The organism is Pseudoalteromonas sp. RW-H-Ap-1 (assembly GCF_048318575.1).
Taxonomy (GTDB): domain Bacteria; phylum Pseudomonadota; class Gammaproteobacteria; order Enterobacterales; family Alteromonadaceae; genus Pseudoalteromonas.
On sequence record NZ_CP166996.1, the window covers coordinates 24,883 to 40,508 of the forward strand.

At 41.5% G+C, this 15,626-nt stretch carries 18 protein-coding genes and 2 pseudogenes; 15 read left to right on the forward strand and 5 right to left on the reverse strand.

Features of this window, described 5'->3' with window-relative positions; translation table 11 throughout:
* The first annotated feature begins 171 nt into the window (after window positions 1-171).
* Window positions 172-1,188 (forward strand): metalloprotease, encoded by a 1,017-nt coding sequence (locus AB8618_RS00115; protein WP_413401083.1) that lies wholly within the window; start codon window positions 172-174, stop codon window positions 1,186-1,188.
* Between the two features lie 39 nt (window positions 1,189-1,227).
* Here the strand turns inward: AB8618_RS00115 and AB8618_RS00120 are convergent.
* Both AB8618_RS00120 and AB8618_RS00125 read right to left on the reverse strand, forming a co-directional pair.
* Window positions 1,228-2,538 (reverse strand): annotated as a pseudogene (locus tag AB8618_RS00120) (short-chain fatty acid transporter).
* Window positions 2,539-2,706: 168 nt separating this feature from the next.
* On the reverse strand, window positions 2,707-3,654 hold the full coding sequence (locus AB8618_RS00125; protein ID WP_409424366.1) for a chemotaxis protein CheV: 948 nt from the start codon (window positions 3,652-3,654) through the stop codon (window positions 2,707-2,709).
* A 165-nt stretch (window positions 3,655-3,819) separates the two neighbouring features.
* Here AB8618_RS00125 and AB8618_RS00130 point away from each other — a divergent pair, with 165 nt between their 5' ends.
* Together AB8618_RS00130 and AB8618_RS00135 are read left to right on the forward strand one after the other, a co-directional pair.
* Entirely contained in the window at window positions 3,820-4,887 is a 1,068-nt protein-coding gene (locus AB8618_RS00130) for a potassium channel family protein (RefSeq protein ID WP_109875670.1), read from the forward strand.
* Entirely contained in the window at window positions 4,887-5,078 is a 192-nt protein-coding gene (locus AB8618_RS00135) for a hypothetical protein (protein ID WP_178954578.1), read from the forward strand. The genes AB8618_RS00130 and AB8618_RS00135 overlap by 1 nt, the downstream gene beginning before the upstream one ends.
* A gap of 21 nt (window positions 5,079-5,099) precedes the next feature.
* Here AB8618_RS00135 and AB8618_RS00140 read toward each other — a convergent pair whose 3' ends face one another.
* Entirely contained in the window at window positions 5,100-6,131 is a 1,032-nt protein-coding gene (locus AB8618_RS00140; RefSeq protein ID WP_178954580.1) for a cytosolic protein, read from the reverse strand.
* Between the two features lie 122 nt (window positions 6,132-6,253).
* Window positions 6,254-6,712, reverse strand: coding sequence for an EVE domain-containing protein (locus tag AB8618_RS00145; protein WP_138570145.1), 459 nt, complete (start codon window positions 6,710-6,712; stop codon window positions 6,254-6,256).
* A gap of 83 nt (window positions 6,713-6,795) precedes the next feature.
* Here AB8618_RS00145 and tesB point away from each other — a divergent pair, with 83 nt between their 5' ends.
* Window positions 6,796-7,653 (forward strand): acyl-CoA thioesterase II, encoded by an 858-nt coding sequence (tesB, locus tag AB8618_RS00150; RefSeq protein WP_010391943.1) that lies wholly within the window; start codon window positions 6,796-6,798, stop codon window positions 7,651-7,653.
* Between the two features lie 47 nt (window positions 7,654-7,700).
* Here the strand turns inward: tesB and plsB are convergent.
* Window positions 7,701-10,137, reverse strand: a pseudogene (gene plsB, locus AB8618_RS00155) (glycerol-3-phosphate 1-O-acyltransferase PlsB).
* A gap of 427 nt (window positions 10,138-10,564) precedes the next feature.
* Here plsB and rpsJ point away from each other — a divergent pair.
* The 11 genes from rpsJ to rpsQ are packed head-to-tail and all read left to right on the forward strand — an operon-like array spanning window position 10,565 to window position 15,529.
* Window positions 10,565-10,876: a 30S ribosomal protein S10 gene (gene rpsJ, locus AB8618_RS00160; RefSeq protein WP_002957900.1), complete on the forward strand. Its 312-nt coding sequence runs from the start codon at window positions 10,565-10,567 to the stop codon at window positions 10,874-10,876.
* 27 nt (window positions 10,877-10,903) lie between these two features.
* Window positions 10,904-11,539: a 50S ribosomal protein L3 gene (gene rplC, locus AB8618_RS00165; protein ID WP_138605949.1), complete on the forward strand. Its 636-nt coding sequence runs from the start codon at window positions 10,904-10,906 to the stop codon at window positions 11,537-11,539.
* Window positions 11,540-11,556: 17 nt separating this feature from the next.
* Complete coding sequence (rplD, locus tag AB8618_RS00170; protein ID WP_008108340.1) at window positions 11,557-12,162, forward strand: 50S ribosomal protein L4; 606 nt, start codon at window positions 11,557-11,559, stop codon at window positions 12,160-12,162.
* Window positions 12,159-12,461, forward strand: a complete 303-nt coding sequence (gene rplW, locus AB8618_RS00175) for a 50S ribosomal protein L23 (protein ID WP_008108343.1) — start codon at window positions 12,159-12,161, stop codon at window positions 12,459-12,461. The genes rplD and rplW overlap by 4 nt, the downstream gene beginning before the upstream one ends.
* A gap of 16 nt (window positions 12,462-12,477) precedes the next feature.
* Window positions 12,478-13,302: a 50S ribosomal protein L2 gene (gene rplB, locus AB8618_RS00180; protein ID WP_007376192.1), complete on the forward strand. Its 825-nt coding sequence runs from the start codon at window positions 12,478-12,480 to the stop codon at window positions 13,300-13,302.
* 15 nt (window positions 13,303-13,317) lie between these two features.
* Complete coding sequence (rpsS, locus tag AB8618_RS00185; protein ID WP_004588689.1) at window positions 13,318-13,596, forward strand: 30S ribosomal protein S19; 279 nt, start codon at window positions 13,318-13,320, stop codon at window positions 13,594-13,596.
* A 13-nt stretch (window positions 13,597-13,609) separates the two neighbouring features.
* Window positions 13,610-13,942 (forward strand): 50S ribosomal protein L22, encoded by a 333-nt coding sequence (gene rplV / locus AB8618_RS00190; protein ID WP_004588690.1) that lies wholly within the window; start codon window positions 13,610-13,612, stop codon window positions 13,940-13,942.
* Between the two features lie 12 nt (window positions 13,943-13,954).
* The gene (rpsC, locus tag AB8618_RS00195) at window positions 13,955-14,668 is read left to right on the forward strand and encodes a 30S ribosomal protein S3 (RefSeq protein ID WP_418157324.1); all 714 of its coding nucleotides are present in this window, start codon (window positions 13,955-13,957) and stop codon (window positions 14,666-14,668) included.
* Window positions 14,668-15,081: a 50S ribosomal protein L16 gene (gene rplP, locus AB8618_RS00200; RefSeq protein WP_008108352.1), complete on the forward strand. Its 414-nt coding sequence runs from the start codon at window positions 14,668-14,670 to the stop codon at window positions 15,079-15,081. The genes rpsC and rplP overlap by 1 nt, the downstream gene beginning before the upstream one ends.
* A complete protein-coding gene (gene rpmC, locus AB8618_RS00205; RefSeq protein ID WP_008108355.1) occupies window positions 15,081-15,272 on the forward strand; it encodes a 50S ribosomal protein L29 in 192 nt (63 codons plus the stop codon). Before rplP ends, rpmC begins: the two co-directional genes overlap by 1 nt.
* Window positions 15,272-15,529 carry a 30S ribosomal protein S17 gene (rpsQ, locus tag AB8618_RS00210; RefSeq protein WP_413401085.1) on the forward strand — a complete coding sequence of 86 codons (258 nt, stop codon included), beginning with the start codon at window positions 15,272-15,274 and terminating at the stop codon, window positions 15,527-15,529. Before rpmC ends, rpsQ begins: the two co-directional genes overlap by 1 nt.
* Window positions 15,530-15,626: the final 97 nt, after the last annotated feature.

Genomic DNA, 15,626 nt, shown 5'->3' on the forward strand with positions numbered 1-15,626 from the left:
CTTGGTAGTTGTAGCTTACTTCCTGTAATACTAAAAATAGTCGCTTGAATAGTTTTTGTCAGTATTTCAGGCATTTTTACCTTAAATTATCGCTAATAAAATGATGCTAGCTCACTCGAGTTTTTTTGGTGGAAAGGTATACTAGCGCCATAATTTATAATGGGTATAACAATGATAAAAGTCGATCTTTCTCTGGCAGAGCAACCGTTTACGCTGATGATATCAGGGCAGCAAGTTGTAAAAATATTTCATGATCAGCAAGCGATAGCATTTGAAAACCCACGTGAAAATTATGTCGAGTTTATGCTTGATGAGCAGTTAATTGGTATTGATAGCAGCGAAGTAAGCCAGCAAAGCTTGGCGCTATATGTAAATAATCAGTTTGCAACTCAGTTAGCTTTACCTGCAGCAGCACAAGGCGAACCTAAAAAAGGGTTTTTAGGGCTCGCGGCGCTTGGCTTTAAATTATTTAAAAGTGCTAAAGTTGTTAAAGTGGCGCTTGCCAGTGCATCGGTAGCGGGTTATGCGTGGCTGTTTACCATTGAATTTGCGTTAATGCTGATTGCCTGCTTGGTGGTGCACGAGTATGGCCATGTACGTGCGATGAAGTATTTTGGTATTAAAACTAAAGGTATTTATTTAATTCCTTTTGTTGGCGGTTTAGCGGTGAGCGACGACAAAATTACCACGCGCTGGCAAGATGTGGTTATATCACTTATGGGCCCTGCCTTTGGTTTGTTTACTTCAGTGTTAGGCGTGGTGCTTTATTACGCCACAGAAATGGAAATATTTGCGGGCGTTGCAGTACTTAGTGCACTGCTTAATTTATTCAATTTATTGCCTATTTTGCCGCTTGATGGCGGGCATGTACTAAAAAGCATTAGCTTTTCAATGCGCTCATGGGTGGGGTTGAGTGTATGTTTATTGGGTGTGTTATTTGGCTTATGGCTAAGTTACACCTTTGGTTTAATGTTATTAGTGTTCTTTTTATTTGTTGGGGCGCTAGAAATTGTGTTTGAATGGCGCGGCCGCCATTACTCACATTTAATGCCATTAGATAAATACGGCCAAGGCTTCTCGGCAGTAATGTATGCGCTGGTAGTTATAGGCCATGTAGCAGTGATGATGCATTTTGCAGATTCAGAAAATGCGATATTAAGCTTACCGATGAAGATTTTATCAAGCTAAGTAAGCACGGGCTGTAATACAAGTTACAGCCCAGTTAGATTAATAGAAGCTCAATACCAGCGATATAAACACCCCAGTAATAATCAGCTGTACCACACAAAACCCCATAATATCTTTTGCTTTTAAACCTGCAATGGCTAATACCGGTAAAGCCCAAAAGGGTTGAATTAGATTCGTCCACGCATCTCCCCATGCCACAGCCATAGCAACGCGTGCTATATCTGCACCAAGCTCTTGTGCTGCAGGGATAACAATAGGCGCTTGGACTGCCCATTGGCCGCCACCTGAAGGCACAAACATATTAACGAGTCCTGCACTTATAAAGCTGTAAAATGGTAAGCTATCGGCATCCGCTATGGCAATAAAGCCCTGTGATATTTGTTGTGCTAACCCTGTATCTACCATTACCGCCATAATACCTGCATAAAAGGGGAACTGAATTACAATTCCCGCGCCACTCGGAATCGCTTGTTGTAGGCTATTTAGTAAATTGTGGGGGGTCTGATGTAGTGTGATAGCTAAAAACAAGAAAAGCGCTATCACGCTGTTGAGATTTAAGCCGCCACCTGCGATAAAAAAGTAATAACCTAAGTAGGCAAGTCCGAGTAAGCCAATGCCCATGCCTAGCAGTTTGCTTTGTTCTAAATGTTGCGCAGGGCGTGTTATTGTTACTTTATTGAGTAGAGTGTTCTTAAGCAGTGATGGGTCAATATAAACACTGTCTTTTTCATTCGGTAGCATGTAGCGGTTAACCAACGGCATAATAATAAATAAGCCAATCAGAATCGCAATGTTAAAACCTGCAAACAAGGTTTGCTCGGTGCCAATAATTCCCATTGTTGCCTGTGAAAAATGCCCTTCGCTGGCAATGGTTAGTGGTACGGAGCCTGCTAATCCGCCGTGCCATACTACAAAACCTGAGTAAGCACTTGCTACTAAGAGCCGATAATCTACTCGAGCCTGCTTAGCAATAGCCTTAGCAAATAAAGCCCCAATCACTAAGCCAAACCCCCAATTAAGCCAGCTTGCTAAAAGCGAGATAAATGTCACTAAAATAATGGCTTATGGGGCCGTATTAGCAAGCGTTGCTAATTTTGTTAGTAACTTACTTATTAAAGAGGTACTGGCGAGCATATAGCCTGTTACTAGCACCAACAGCATTTGCATGGCAAAGCTCAGTAAGTTCCAAAACCCGCTACCCCATGATGTTATTACCTCAAGTGTGGTTGCAGGAGTCACTAAATTCGCAATGCTCAAGGTAATAATAGTGAGCAAAATGACAAATATAAATGGGTCGGGTAAGTAGCGCTCGACGAGCTTAGTGAACGGGCTGGCAACTTTATTGAGCATAATTAATAACGAGTTAGTGAAAACTTATTTACTAATTAATCATGAAATCTTAGGATTAGCAAACACCGCTTTGAATAACCACTCAGTAAGGCAGGTTTTTAAAGGTTGCTGATGAGGAGAGTGTTACTAGCAAATATTTACCCAAGCAGATATTTGCTAGTTTTATAATTAAGCGTTGCTTAATACGTGCTTTAAACGGTTTTGTACTTCTTGCACCAGTAAGTCAGGCTGAAATTTTGATAAAAATGCATCACAGCCGACCTTTTCTACCATGGCTTGGTTAAAGCTGCCACTTAGGGAGGTGTTAAGTACTACATGTAAGTTTTTTAAGCGATTGTCGTTACGTATTTCATAGGTTAAGCGATAACCATCCATTGAGGGCATTTCGGCATCGGTAATCACCATAAGTAGTTCTTTTTCAACATCGCGGCCTTCATCGGCCCAACCTTTAAGCATATTGAGTGCTTCCAGGCCATTACTGGCAGGAACAATTTCGATACCAAGCTGCGATAACGTATCGCTTACTTGCTTGCGTGCTGTTGGCGAATCATCAGCGTGTAGTATTTTTCGCCCAGAGAACTCGTTAACTATAGTTTGGTCTAACACTCCATCTGAAATATTAACCTCGTACTCAACTATTTCAGCCAGTACTTTTTCTACATCTATAATTTCTACCAAGTGCTCCACGTCGTCGCGCTGTACTTTAGTAAGTGCAGTAATGTAATGATTTTTACCCACTGAGCTAGGTGGTGGCATAATATCAGACCAGGTCATGTTCATTATTTGATCAACTTTACCAATTAAAAAACCTTGAGTGGTACGGTTATATTCAGTTACTACCAAATTACAATCTTCACCATGCTCTTTGTGTGACATTGAAATGGCTTGGCGTAGATCAATCACCGGAATAGATTCACCCCTAATATTGGCAACACCCGTCACCTTGGGGTGAGAGTGCGGTATTTTGCTTAAACGGGGGAGCTTCACCACTTCTTTAATTTTAAATACATTGAGTGCAAATAAATGGCGGCTATGTAAATAAAAAAGTAGCAACTCTAAACGGTTCTCACCTACAAGCTGAGTACGCTGATCAACTGACGCTAAAACACCTGACATAATAGATCCATTCTTTCCTCATAACTTAATAACTATAGTTTACTCTTATTTTTATTCATAACGAACCGTGAATATTTCGATTACAGTAAAACGTTGCTTAAGTGTTATGATGTGCAGTATCGTGTTACCAAATGATTCAAATAATCAATCGATTAACAAACAATTATGCATCATATTTTTAAACGTATTGTTGTGCTGTTGCGCAGTCACATTGATCAGGTTAGTTGGCAGTCTGTTGTAATAGCAACGTCTTTACACATGCTACTTACTTGGTGCTTATTATTTATGGCTAATGAGCAAGCACTACTTTCGCCAGGGACCTTTTTTTACTACTACACAGTAACCACTTCAACGGTAGGGTATGGAGATTTAAGTCCATCATCTGACTTGGGCCGTTGGATTGTCGCATTAATACAAATACCCTTTGGTTTGGCTTTATTTGGTGTCTTGTTAGGTAAAACAGGGCAAACAGTAACTTACTTAATTAGGCGCGCTATGACTGGTGATAAAAACTTTGCTCACAGTAGTAATCACATTATTATTTTTGGTTGGCATAATGCTCGAACAAAAAAAATGATCGACTATATTTTGGCTGATACTAAACGTACAGACCGCCGTATTTTATTGGCGGTTACTGAACAAATAGAGCACCCCTTTTTAAGTAATGAGAATGTTGATTTTGCTCGTTTGACTAGTTTTACCGATTTGGATGAACTAGAGCGTGTAGCCATTCGCCATGCCGATAAAGTGATTATTGATGGCCAAGATGACGACCAAACATTTACCACCGCACTGCGTATTAGTCGTTTAGTAAAAGAAGATTGTCACATTAGTGCACACTTTTTTGATGAAACGAAGGTGGAAATGTTATTAGAGCATTGCCACAATGTTGAGTGTAGTAGCACTAAGTCAGCAGAGATTTTGGTGCGCTCAATGCAAGACCCAGGCTCAAGCCGTGTTCAAGAAGAGCTATTATCTACTTTGCATGGTGATACGCAATTTAGCCTACAAATACCTAGTGATATAAAAACCATGGAATTTGGTAAATTATTTCATCATTTTAAGTACGATCATAATGCAATATTGTTAGGTGTAGCTCATAATTTAAGTGCAAAGAATATGGATTTAAACCCACCTCTAGATTATGCAGTGAATGCGGGTGATATTCTGCATTACATCGCACAAGAGCGGGTGTTAAGTGGTGAAGTTGATTGGCTTAGCTTGGAAAAATAATGACTGAAGTTGCTTTTTTAATTATTGTTTTATGTGCTTACATTTTTCCTATCATGATAATTCTTAACAGTAAGCGTAGCCACGGCCATGAAAAAAATGGTTGGCTAGTCGGCGCTATCTTCTTTTCGTGGATAGCGCTGATTCTTTACTTTTCGATTGTGCCCAAGCAAGGGCACGCCAAGAAAAAGTAAAGCATGAGTACCTTTTGTTACTTATTCTAATTGTCTCAGTTTATGCTCAACAAGTGGGTCGTCAGGCACGAGTTGTTGAGCAACTTCTAATAGCTTAATGGCATCATTTGGGCTTTCGTCTTGATGCTTAATAGCTACCTCTATTAAGGGCTGAATATCAATTTTTTCTTGGTGCTCTTTAACGTGCGCTGCTTTTTCGTCGATTAAAATAGTGTGAGCGGTACTTAATAACGCTTGGCGGTGTGCCGATTTAGCGTTGGCTTTATTAAGTTTTTTATAATAATCCTCTTTTAAACGCAGTGTTTTTGTTTGCAGCCTAAATTGCGCAATGTCGATTTGCTGATCACGAATAAAATCAACCGCTACTTGTTTATAAAAGCCAAACTTATTCAAGTAAGTAGCGTGAGTGCCGTGCCCCATACCAAACACGCGTAAGTGAGTGAGCTGTTTGTAGCGTTTAGCATGTTGGCGGTCAATACGATTGGTTGGATCGTAAATAATGTAACCCTTGGCATCCCCTAAGTCTAAATCATGGTAGTCACCTTGCCAGTCATATTGCTGAGCAATTTCAGTACTTGAGCGGTCATCCCAAGGGGCGATAAGTTTGTTTTTGGTGCTAACAGGATGGAAAAGCAGTACTTTATCGAGTTTGAGTAACTTAGCAAATGCACCCACAGCAAAGCCGCCACGGCTAAGCCCATAGCCTAACTTAGTTTTAAAAGGAGAGAGTAAAGTTGATAGCTGCTCAATAAAAAAGATTAAATTGCGGTTACGAAACCAATTGCTTTTACCTAAATGCTGAAACGCAATAATATTAACATCTTGCTTTTGCGCTAGATGATAGCCCCAAGGGGCAAAGTCTTCATTTAGATCGCGTTCTTGTATATCAGTACCCGCAGGAGAAAAAGTAAAAAGCAGGGGTTTAGTGAGGTCAACAAAGTGATACTTTACATACACATCACCGAGTAAATCTCCACCAGAGGCTGGTAGTTTTGCTTGCCTCTCATCATCGCTGAGAGTTAACCATTCATCCAACCAATACAGTAATTTCATTTTTCCTCCAGTAAAGCAAGCCGCAGATTATAACAAATTTGGCTCCATAAGAAAATCGAGCGGTGACATGCTGCGCTGGTGGAGTACTATTTTAATGAAGAAAATGTAGTTATTTTAGTGGCTTATTTCGCCATATTTAAAATTTCATGCCAATCATTTTCGGTCACTGGCATGACCGATAAACGCCCGCCTTTTTTAAGTGCTATATCAGTTATAGCAGTATTTGCTTTGATCGCTTGCAGGCTTACTAAACTACTCAAATGCGCCTGATAAGTTATTTCTACCACAAACCAGCGAGGGTTTTCAGTGGTTGCCTTAGCATCGTAATAGTCGCTACTTAAATCAAATTGCGTTGGATCAGGGTAAGCAGCCTTAGTAACCACACCAAGCCCTGCAACGCCAACTTGTTTGCAGCTAGAATGATAAATCATCACTAAATCACCTTGCTTTACATCATCGCGAATAAAATTACGCGCTTGGTAGTTGCGTACACCTTCCCATAGCGTTGTTTGCTGTGGTGCTTGCTTTAAGTCATCAATTGAAAAGGCGTCGGGTTCGGTTTTAAAAAGCCAAAATGCCATATTAGATTTCCTCAATCAGTGAGTTAGTATTTTTTAACTATTGTATAGTATCATTTATAAATTAGGGGATTGAGGAAGAAATAATGAGCCAAGTATTAGATGATTTATTATCGTTGTTGTCACTTGAAGAAATTGAGCAAGGTTTATATCGAGGACAAAGCCAAGATTTAGGTTTTAGAGCGGTGTTTGGCGGTCAAGTTATGGGACAAGCGCTTTCAGCAGCTAAAGAAACACTGCCCGCGGGGCGTATTGTTCATTCCTTACATTCTTATTTTTTACGCCCAGGCGACGCTGCAAAACCGATTGTGTACGATGTAGAAACTATACGTGATGGTAAAAGTTTTAGCACTCGACGTGTCAGTGCGATTCAGTACGGTAAACCTATTTTTTACATGACAGCGTCGTTTCAAGGTGAAGAGCAGGGGTTATCGCATCAAGCCACTATGCCTGATGTTCCAGCTCCTGAAGAACTGCGTTCTTCGTTAGAGTTTTATCAAGAAAATGCACAGCATATTCCTGAAGCAATCCGTAATAAGTTTATTCGTGAAATGCCGATTGAAATGCGTCCGGTGAACTTTCATAACCCCTTTAAACCTGAAGCCCTAGAACCGGTAAAACATATTTGGTTTAAAGCCAATGGCGATATGCCGGACGATCAACGTATTCATAATTACTTATTGGCGTATGCGTCTGACTTTGAGTTTTTACCAACCGCACTGCAGCCACATGGTGTGTCGTTTATGCAGCCGAATATGCAAGTTGCGACCATAGATCATGCTATGTGGTTTCACCGTCCATTTAGAATGGATGATTGGATGTTATATACCATTGATAGCCCAAGCGCGAGTTCGGGGCGAGGGCTGGTACGTGGTCAGTTTTTTGATCGCCAAGGCAATTTAGTTGCCTCGACGATCCAAGAAGGGGTAATGCGCCAGCGTTAACTCTTTGCTACCCACTATATTGAGTTAATTCAATATAGTGAAGTATGTTACTGACATTGAGCGTGGACAATGTCAGTAATTGATTGCCAAATACGTGCCGGCAAGAGTGTTTGCAGTTGCTTGTAGGTCTCGCACAGCTCTTGGCTGCCTTGTAAGCCGCTATCAGATTCACTAATGAGTTTTTGTTCGCGAAGGTTGGAAATAAAACTACTAAGTACCTTCTTATCAAAAAACTCCGGCGTTTTAATGCCATGTAACGTACCCAAGCGTTGTGCCAACACATAGCTTTCACGTTCCAGTTCAGCTTTTGCAATACCTTGGCTGGTTTGAATAAAGCCAATCACAATCGCATAACGTTGCAGAGTAAAGCTCAATGCACGACCAAGCATTTCGAGTTTGGCAAAGCTATCGTTACTTTGAGTTACTTTGATATTATCACCATCAAGCTCAATTAAGCCTTGATCGCTAAAGTTAGTTAAAATGCGGGCCACATAGTTGTCATCAAGCTCTTGTAAGTACCACTCTTTGGCGAATAACGGATAAAATGATTTTACCAATTGATGGCAGTGAGTAACGGTACTTTGATGCTGCTTGAATAAATGTAGAGCTACTAAGCTAGGTACTGCAAAAATATGCAAAATGTTATTACGGTAATAGTTAAATAAGGTTTTTTCTTTATCGTTTATCGCAATAATTTCACCAAACTCGTCACTGATCACATCAAACTTATTCAACTTTAAAGCGTGTTCTAGCAGTTGCTCTGGCGTTTCATCGGGTGCGGTTATTTTATTGCTGTAGCTAGCTTCACGTTGTAATCGCAAATAAAACTCAAGCTGAGCTAGCAATTTAGGTTTACTCAATGCGTGCTTATCGTTTACTAGCAGTATCATCGCCAGTAAGTTAACTGAGTTAAGTGCGGCGGCATTGTTAATTTTAACCATAACCTGATCAGCCAGATTAGCCACCTGCGGCCCTAGCCATTGTGGTTTTTGCACGTCGGTAGCATGAATTGACTCGCGCCAGTCGGGTTGGTTGTCATTTAGGTATTGGTTAATAGAAATCGGGTCACCAAAATTTAAATACCCGCGACCATAGTTTTTCAAATTTTTAATTGCTTTAAAAATACCTAATATCGACTCGCCTTTTTTATCATTACCCGCGAGCTCTTTTAAGTAGGTGTTTATTTCCATTACGTGTTCGTAACCAATATACACAGGTACAATTGATACAGGGCGGTCTATACCACGAAGCATAGCTTGCATCGTCATGGCGAGCATACCCGTTTTTGGGGGAGTAAGCGTCCGGTTCTACTGCGGCCACCTTCGGTATAAAACTTAACCGAGTAACCTTTTATAAATAACTGGCTTAAGTATTCTTTAAATACTGCTGAGTAGAGTTTGTTACCAGCAAATGAGCGACGAATAAAAAATGCACCACTGCGGCGGAATATGCCACCTGCAGGGAAAAAGTTAAGGTTAATCCCTGCAGCAATATGCGGTGGTACAAGGCCTTGATGATAAATAGAGTAGGTTAGTAGCAAGTAATCCATATGACTACGATGACAAGGCATGTAGATTATTTCATGGCCTTTATTGGTTAGGTCATGAATTTGCTCGGTGTACTTTATATCAATGCCATTATAAAGCTTATTCCAAAGCCACGTTAATATGCGATCAGCAACGCGAATTGTGGCATCGCTGTAATTAGCAGCGATTTCATCAAGTAGCTTTAAAGCGTTTTGTCGCGCCTGAGCTTGGCTGATGTTTTTTTCAGAAGCCTCGGTTTGAATTGCTTTTTTAATTGTGGGTGATGCCAGTAGTGAGCTAAATAACTGATCACGAGATGGGATTTTAGGCCCTGTTGCAGCCAGCTTTTGACGTTTAAAGTGAACTAAAGCTACGCGAAGTAACTTATGAGGCAATTCATTGACGTCGGCTTTTTCATTAACCAATAAAGATAAGTCGAGTGGTTGGCTAAATCGAATAAAGTTGTCTCTACCTGAAAAAAGCACCACAAAAATTTTTCTAAACCAGCTGGGCGTTAGTGAGTGCGAAAGTAAAGTGCTTAGTCCGGGTTTTTCTTTACCTGGCGATCGGCCCCATAAAATAGTCACGGGCACCACTTGCACATTTTTTTGGCCACTATTTAATAAGTGCTCAACAATGTGTTTGCCTTGCGCTAATGCATTGGTAGACTTTTCTTTATCACCAAATAGCGGAGGGGGTTTTTAATGCCGATAAAGCGATCTAACGTTTCGTCACCTAATATTTGCTGTTCGGTTGGGTCCGGTAAACCATTTCGTTTACAAACACGCGCCAGTGCCGCTAGATCAAAGCGTGAATTTAAACGCACTATATAGAAGGTCGGATTTTTAGGGTTTAACTCAAATTGCTCTAAAGGCTTTTCAGGCAGTACTTTGCTTTTAACAAACAAGCGGCTGATACCACCAGAGATAAGATTTAAACCATAATTTAAAATACGCATTGACTCACCATAAGAGAGTAGTTACCCAAACCAATATGGGTATATAACAGCAAAATTAGCGCATAGGATAACATAATATCTAAAAAATCCCCTGCAGATTAATCGACAAGCTATGACATTATAAAGACATCATCACTTCCATTGCGTTCACTATTAATAAACTTAGCTATTTTTTAAACGACAATAACAAAGTAATTATGTCTAAATAGTTGTTGCATTTATCACCAGTATCATTATAATACGCAGGCTTTCAAAATTCCCTCGGGAACAAGAAAGAATAAATTAAGCTTGGATTTCAAGCTAATAAACAGGAGTTCCGATTTGGAACTCAACGTAGATATAATCAAACAACCGGCATCTTAATTATTAAGATTGTTTCGGTCGTTTTTTTATGCTCTTTAAATGCTCTTTATATTGAGGTTTAAGAATGTCAAATCAACGCATTCGTATTCGCCTAAAAGCTTTTGACCACCGTTTGATTGACCAATCAACGGCGGAAATCGTGGAAACTGCGAAACGCACTGGCGCACAAGTACGTGGTCCAATTCCACTACCTACACGCTTTGAACGTTTTACTGTACTTACATCACCGCACGTTAATAAAGACGCGCGTGATCAGTACGAGATCCGCACCCATAAACGTCTGATCGACATCGTAGAACCAACAGACAAGACTGTAGACGCACTTATGCGTTTAGACCTTGCTGCTGGTGTTGATGTTCAAATCAGCCTGGGTTAATCGGAAGATTAGAGAGGTTTTAGGAAAATGGCATTAGGTCTAGTCGGTCGTAAAGTGGGTATGACACGTATCTTCACTGAAGATGGTGTATCTATCCCTGTGACAGTTATTGAAGCGACTCCTAACCGCATTGCTCAGATCAAATCTGACGCAACAGACGGTTATAACGCGCTTCAAGTAACCGCAGGCACTAAAAAAGCAAGCCGTGTAAACAAAGCAACAGCGGGTCACTTCGCTAAAGCTGGTGTTGAAGCGGGTCGCGGTCTGTGGGAATTCCGCCTAAATGGTGGTGAAGGCGATTTTGAAGTAGGCTCTGAGCTTACTGTTGAATTATTCAACGAAATCAACAAAGTTGACGTAACCGGTACTTCTAAAGGTAAAGGTTTCCAAGGTGGTGTTAAGCGCTGGAATTTCAGCATGCAAGACGCTACACATGGTAACTCTCTATCTCACCGTGCTCCTGGTTCAATCGGTCAAAACCAATCACCTGGTAAGGTGTTTAAAGGTAAGAAAATGGCCGGTCAAATGGGTAATGAGCAAGTAACAACTCAGAACCTTGAACTAGTTCGCGTTGACGCTGAGCGTAACCTGCTTTTAGTTAAAGGTGCAGTACCTGGCGCTATCGGCGGTGACGTTATCGTTAAACCAGCTGTTAAAGCATAAGTCCTGGAGATTTAGTGATGGAATTAGCAATTAAAGACGCTTCTGGCGCTCTTGAAGTTTCTGAAGCTACTTTTGGACGTGAGTTTAACGAAGCATTAGTACACCAAGTAGTTGTTGCATACGCAGCAGGTGCTCGTCAAGGTACTCGTGCTCAGAAGACACGTTCTGAAGTAAGCGGTGGTGGTAAAAAACCATGGGCTCAAAAAGGTACTGGCCGTGCACGTGCTGGTACAATCCGTAGTCCAATTTGGCGTTCAGGTGGCGTTAGCTTCGCAGCTAAACCACAAGACCACAGCCAAAAAGTAAACCGTAAAATGTACCGTGGTGCGATCAAAAGCATCTTATCTGAATTAGTTCGTCAAGAGCGTTTAATCGTTGTTGAGAGTTTTGGTCTTGAAGCACCAAAAACTAAAGAACTAGTTGCTAAGCTTAAAGAACTTGAGCTTAAAGATGTTCTTATCGTGACTGAAGAAGTAGATGAAAATCTTTTCTTATCGGCACGTAACCTGTACAAGGTTGACACACGTGATGTAGCTGGTATCGATCCTGTAAGCTTAATTGCTTTCGATAAGGTACTAATTACAGCTGCTGCTGTTAAGCAACTTGAGGAGGCGCTAGCATGATCCGTGAAGAACGTCTTTTAAAAGTGATCCTTGCTCCACACATCTCTGAAAAAAGCACAATCGCTGCTGAAGAAAACAATACTATTGTTTTTAAAGTAGCAAATGACGCAACTAAAGCTGAAGTTAAAGCGGCAGTTGAGAAGCTTTTTGAAGTAGAAGTAACTGGTGTTCGCACACTTAACGTTAAGGGTAAAACAAAACGTACTGGCATGCGTTTCGGTCGTCGTAGCGACTGGAAGAAAGCTTACGTTACTCTTAAAGAAGGTAGCGAGCTGGACTTTGTCGGCGGCGCCGAGTAATAAGGGAGTTAGAATTATGGCACTTCAAAAGTGTAAGCCAACTTCTGCGGGTCGTCGTCACCTAGTTAAAGTGGTTAACCCAGATTTACATAAGGGTAAACCTTACGCACCACTATTAGAGAAAAACTCTAAATCAGGTGGTCGTAATAACAATGGTCGTATTACGGTTCGTCATATCGGTGGTGGTCATAAGCAGCATTACCGTTTAATCGATTTTAAACGTACTAAAGATGGCATTCCAGCCACTGTTGAGCGTTTAGAATATGATCCAAATCGTAGCGCAAACATCGCTCTTGTATTATATGCAGACGGTGAGCGTCGTTACATTATCGCACCTAAAGGCTTAAAAGCTGGCGATGCAATCCAGTCTGGTGTTGATGCACCAATCAAACCTGGTAATGCATTACCAATGCGTAATATGCCTGTAGGTTCGACTGTTCACAACGTAGAATTAAAACCAGGTAAAGGTGCTCAAATCGCACGTTCTGCTGGTGCATACGTTCAAATCCTTGCTCGTGATGGTCAATATGTAACATTACGTCTTCGTTCAGGCGAAGTTCGTAAAGTTGAGTCTGATTGTCGTGCTACGCTAGGTGAAGTAGGCAATGCTGAGCATATGCTTCGTTCACTTGGTAAAGCAGGTGCAAATCGCTGGCGTGGTATTCGTCCGACAGTTCGTGGTGTTGCCATGAACCCGGTTGATCACCCACACGGTGGTGGTGAAGGTCGTACATCTGGTGGTCGTCATCCTGTGTCTCCATGGGGTAAACCGACTAAAGGTGCTAAGACGCGTAAGAACAAGCGTACGGATAAATTTATAGTACGTCGTCGTACTAAGTAATATTGAGGAATAGCCATGCCACGCTCTCTCAAGAAGGGTCCTTTTATAGACCTACACTTGCTGAAGAAGGTAGAGAAAGCTTTGGAAAGCGGTGAAAAGAAGCCAATTAAAACTTGGAGCCGTCGTTCAATGATCATACCTAACATGATCGGATTGACCATTGCTGTCCATAATGGTCGCCAGCATGTACCAGTTTTCGTTTCTGACGAAATGATCGGTCACAAACTAGGTGAATTTGCACCAACTCGCACTTACCGTGGCCATGCTGCGGATAAGAAAGCGAAGAAACGTTAAGAGGGGAAGATAAATGCAAGCATTAGCTAAACATAAATTCGCCTCTGGTTCGGCGCAAAAAGCACGTCTAGTTGCAGATCAGATCCGCGGGTTACCTGTCGATCGCGCACTAGAAATCCTGGCGTACAGCCCGAAAAAAGCGGCTGTATTAGTTAAGAAAGTACTTGAGTCTGCTATTGCTAACGCAGAGCATAACGAAGGTGCTGACATTGATGAGCTACGTGTAACAACGATCTTTGTGGACGATGGTCCAACAATGAAACGTATTATGCCACGTGCTAAAGGACGCGCAGACCGCATCCTTAAGCGTACAAGCCACATCACTGTTGTGGTTTCAGATAGCTAGGAGATATAAGTAATGGGACAAAAAGTTCATCCTACTGGTATTCGCCTAGGTATATCTAAACCTTGGGTTTCTACCTGGTACGCGAATTCAAAAGATTTCTCTGCACAGCTTTTTGGCGATCACAAAGTACGTACATTCCTTACTAAGGAATTGAAAGCGGCTTCTGTGTCTAAAATCGTTATTGAGCGTCCAGCAAAATCTATCCGAGTAACTATTCACACGGCTCGTCCGGGTGTTGTTATCGGTAAAAAAGGCGAAGACGTAGAAAAATTACGTCAAGCGGTAACTAAAATCGCTGGTGTACCTGCTCAGATTAATATTTCTGAAGTACGTAAACCAGAACTAGATGCACAACTAGTAGCAGACGGCATTGCCTCTCAGCTAGAGCGTCGTGTTATGTTCCGTCGCGCTATGAAGCGTTCGGTACAAAATGCAATGCGCATCGGTTCTAAAGGGATTAAAGTTGAAGTTAGCGGTCGTCTTGGCGGCGCAGAAATCGCACGTTCAGAATGGTATCGTGAAGGTCGTGTACCTCTACATACTCTTCGTGCTGATATCGACTACGCAACTTCTGAAGCCTTAACCACTTACGGTATCATTGGTGTTAAAGTTTGGATCTTCAAAGGCGAAGTTATTGGTGGTTTACCACTAGTACAAGAGCAAGAGAAGCCAGCTAAACGCGCACCAAAGAAAGCCAAAAAAGTGCTAAGTAGAGGTAGCGAGTAATGTTACAGCCAAAACGTACAAAATTCCGTAAAATGCATAAAGGCCGCAACCGTGGTCTAGCGCAAAACGGTAACAAAGTAAGCTTCGGTACTTTCGGTTTGAAAGCTACTGGTCGTGGCCGCATGACTGCTCGTCAAATCGAAGCAGCTCGTCGTGCTATGACACGTCACGTGAAACGTCAAGGTAAAATCTGGATCCGTGTCTTCCCTGACAAGCCGATCACAGAAAAACCTCTTGAAGTTCGTATGGGTAAAGGTAAAGGTTCTGTTGAATATTGGGTTGCTGAAATTCAGCCTGGTAAAGTACTTTACGAAATGGAAGGTGTTTCAGAAGAGCTTGCTCGTGAAGCGTTTAACCTTGCTGCTCGTAAGCTGCCATTCAAAACAACTTTCGTAACTCGGACGGTAATGTGATGAAAGCAAACGAACTAAAAGATAAAAGCGTAGAAGAGCTTAATGCTGAACTTCTAGGTCTTCTTCGTGAGCAGTTTAACCTGCGCATGCAAGCAAGCACTGGTCAGCTAGCTCAGACACACACGCTAAGAACAGTACGTCGCGATATCGCGCGTGTAAAAACAATTATTAACCAGAAGGCAGGTCAATAATGAGCGATAAAATTCGTACTCTTCAAGGCCGTGTAATTAGCGACAAGATGGAAAAATCTTTCACTATTGCTATCGCACGTTACGTGAAGCACCCAATCTATGGGAAATTCATCAAACGTACGACTAAGTTACACGTACATGACCAAGATAACACTGCAAAAGCGGGTGACGTAGTTACTATCCGTGAATGCGCTCCAATCTCTAAGAATAAATCTTGGACTTTGGTAGAGGTTGTTGAACGTCCAAAACAAGCTTAATTTTTAATTAAGTCTGTTTTATAAGAAACCCCAGCTTTTGCTGGGGTTTTTTTTGCGTTTAAAAAAGCGATAAGTTTAAAGTTTTACGTCGACGCTC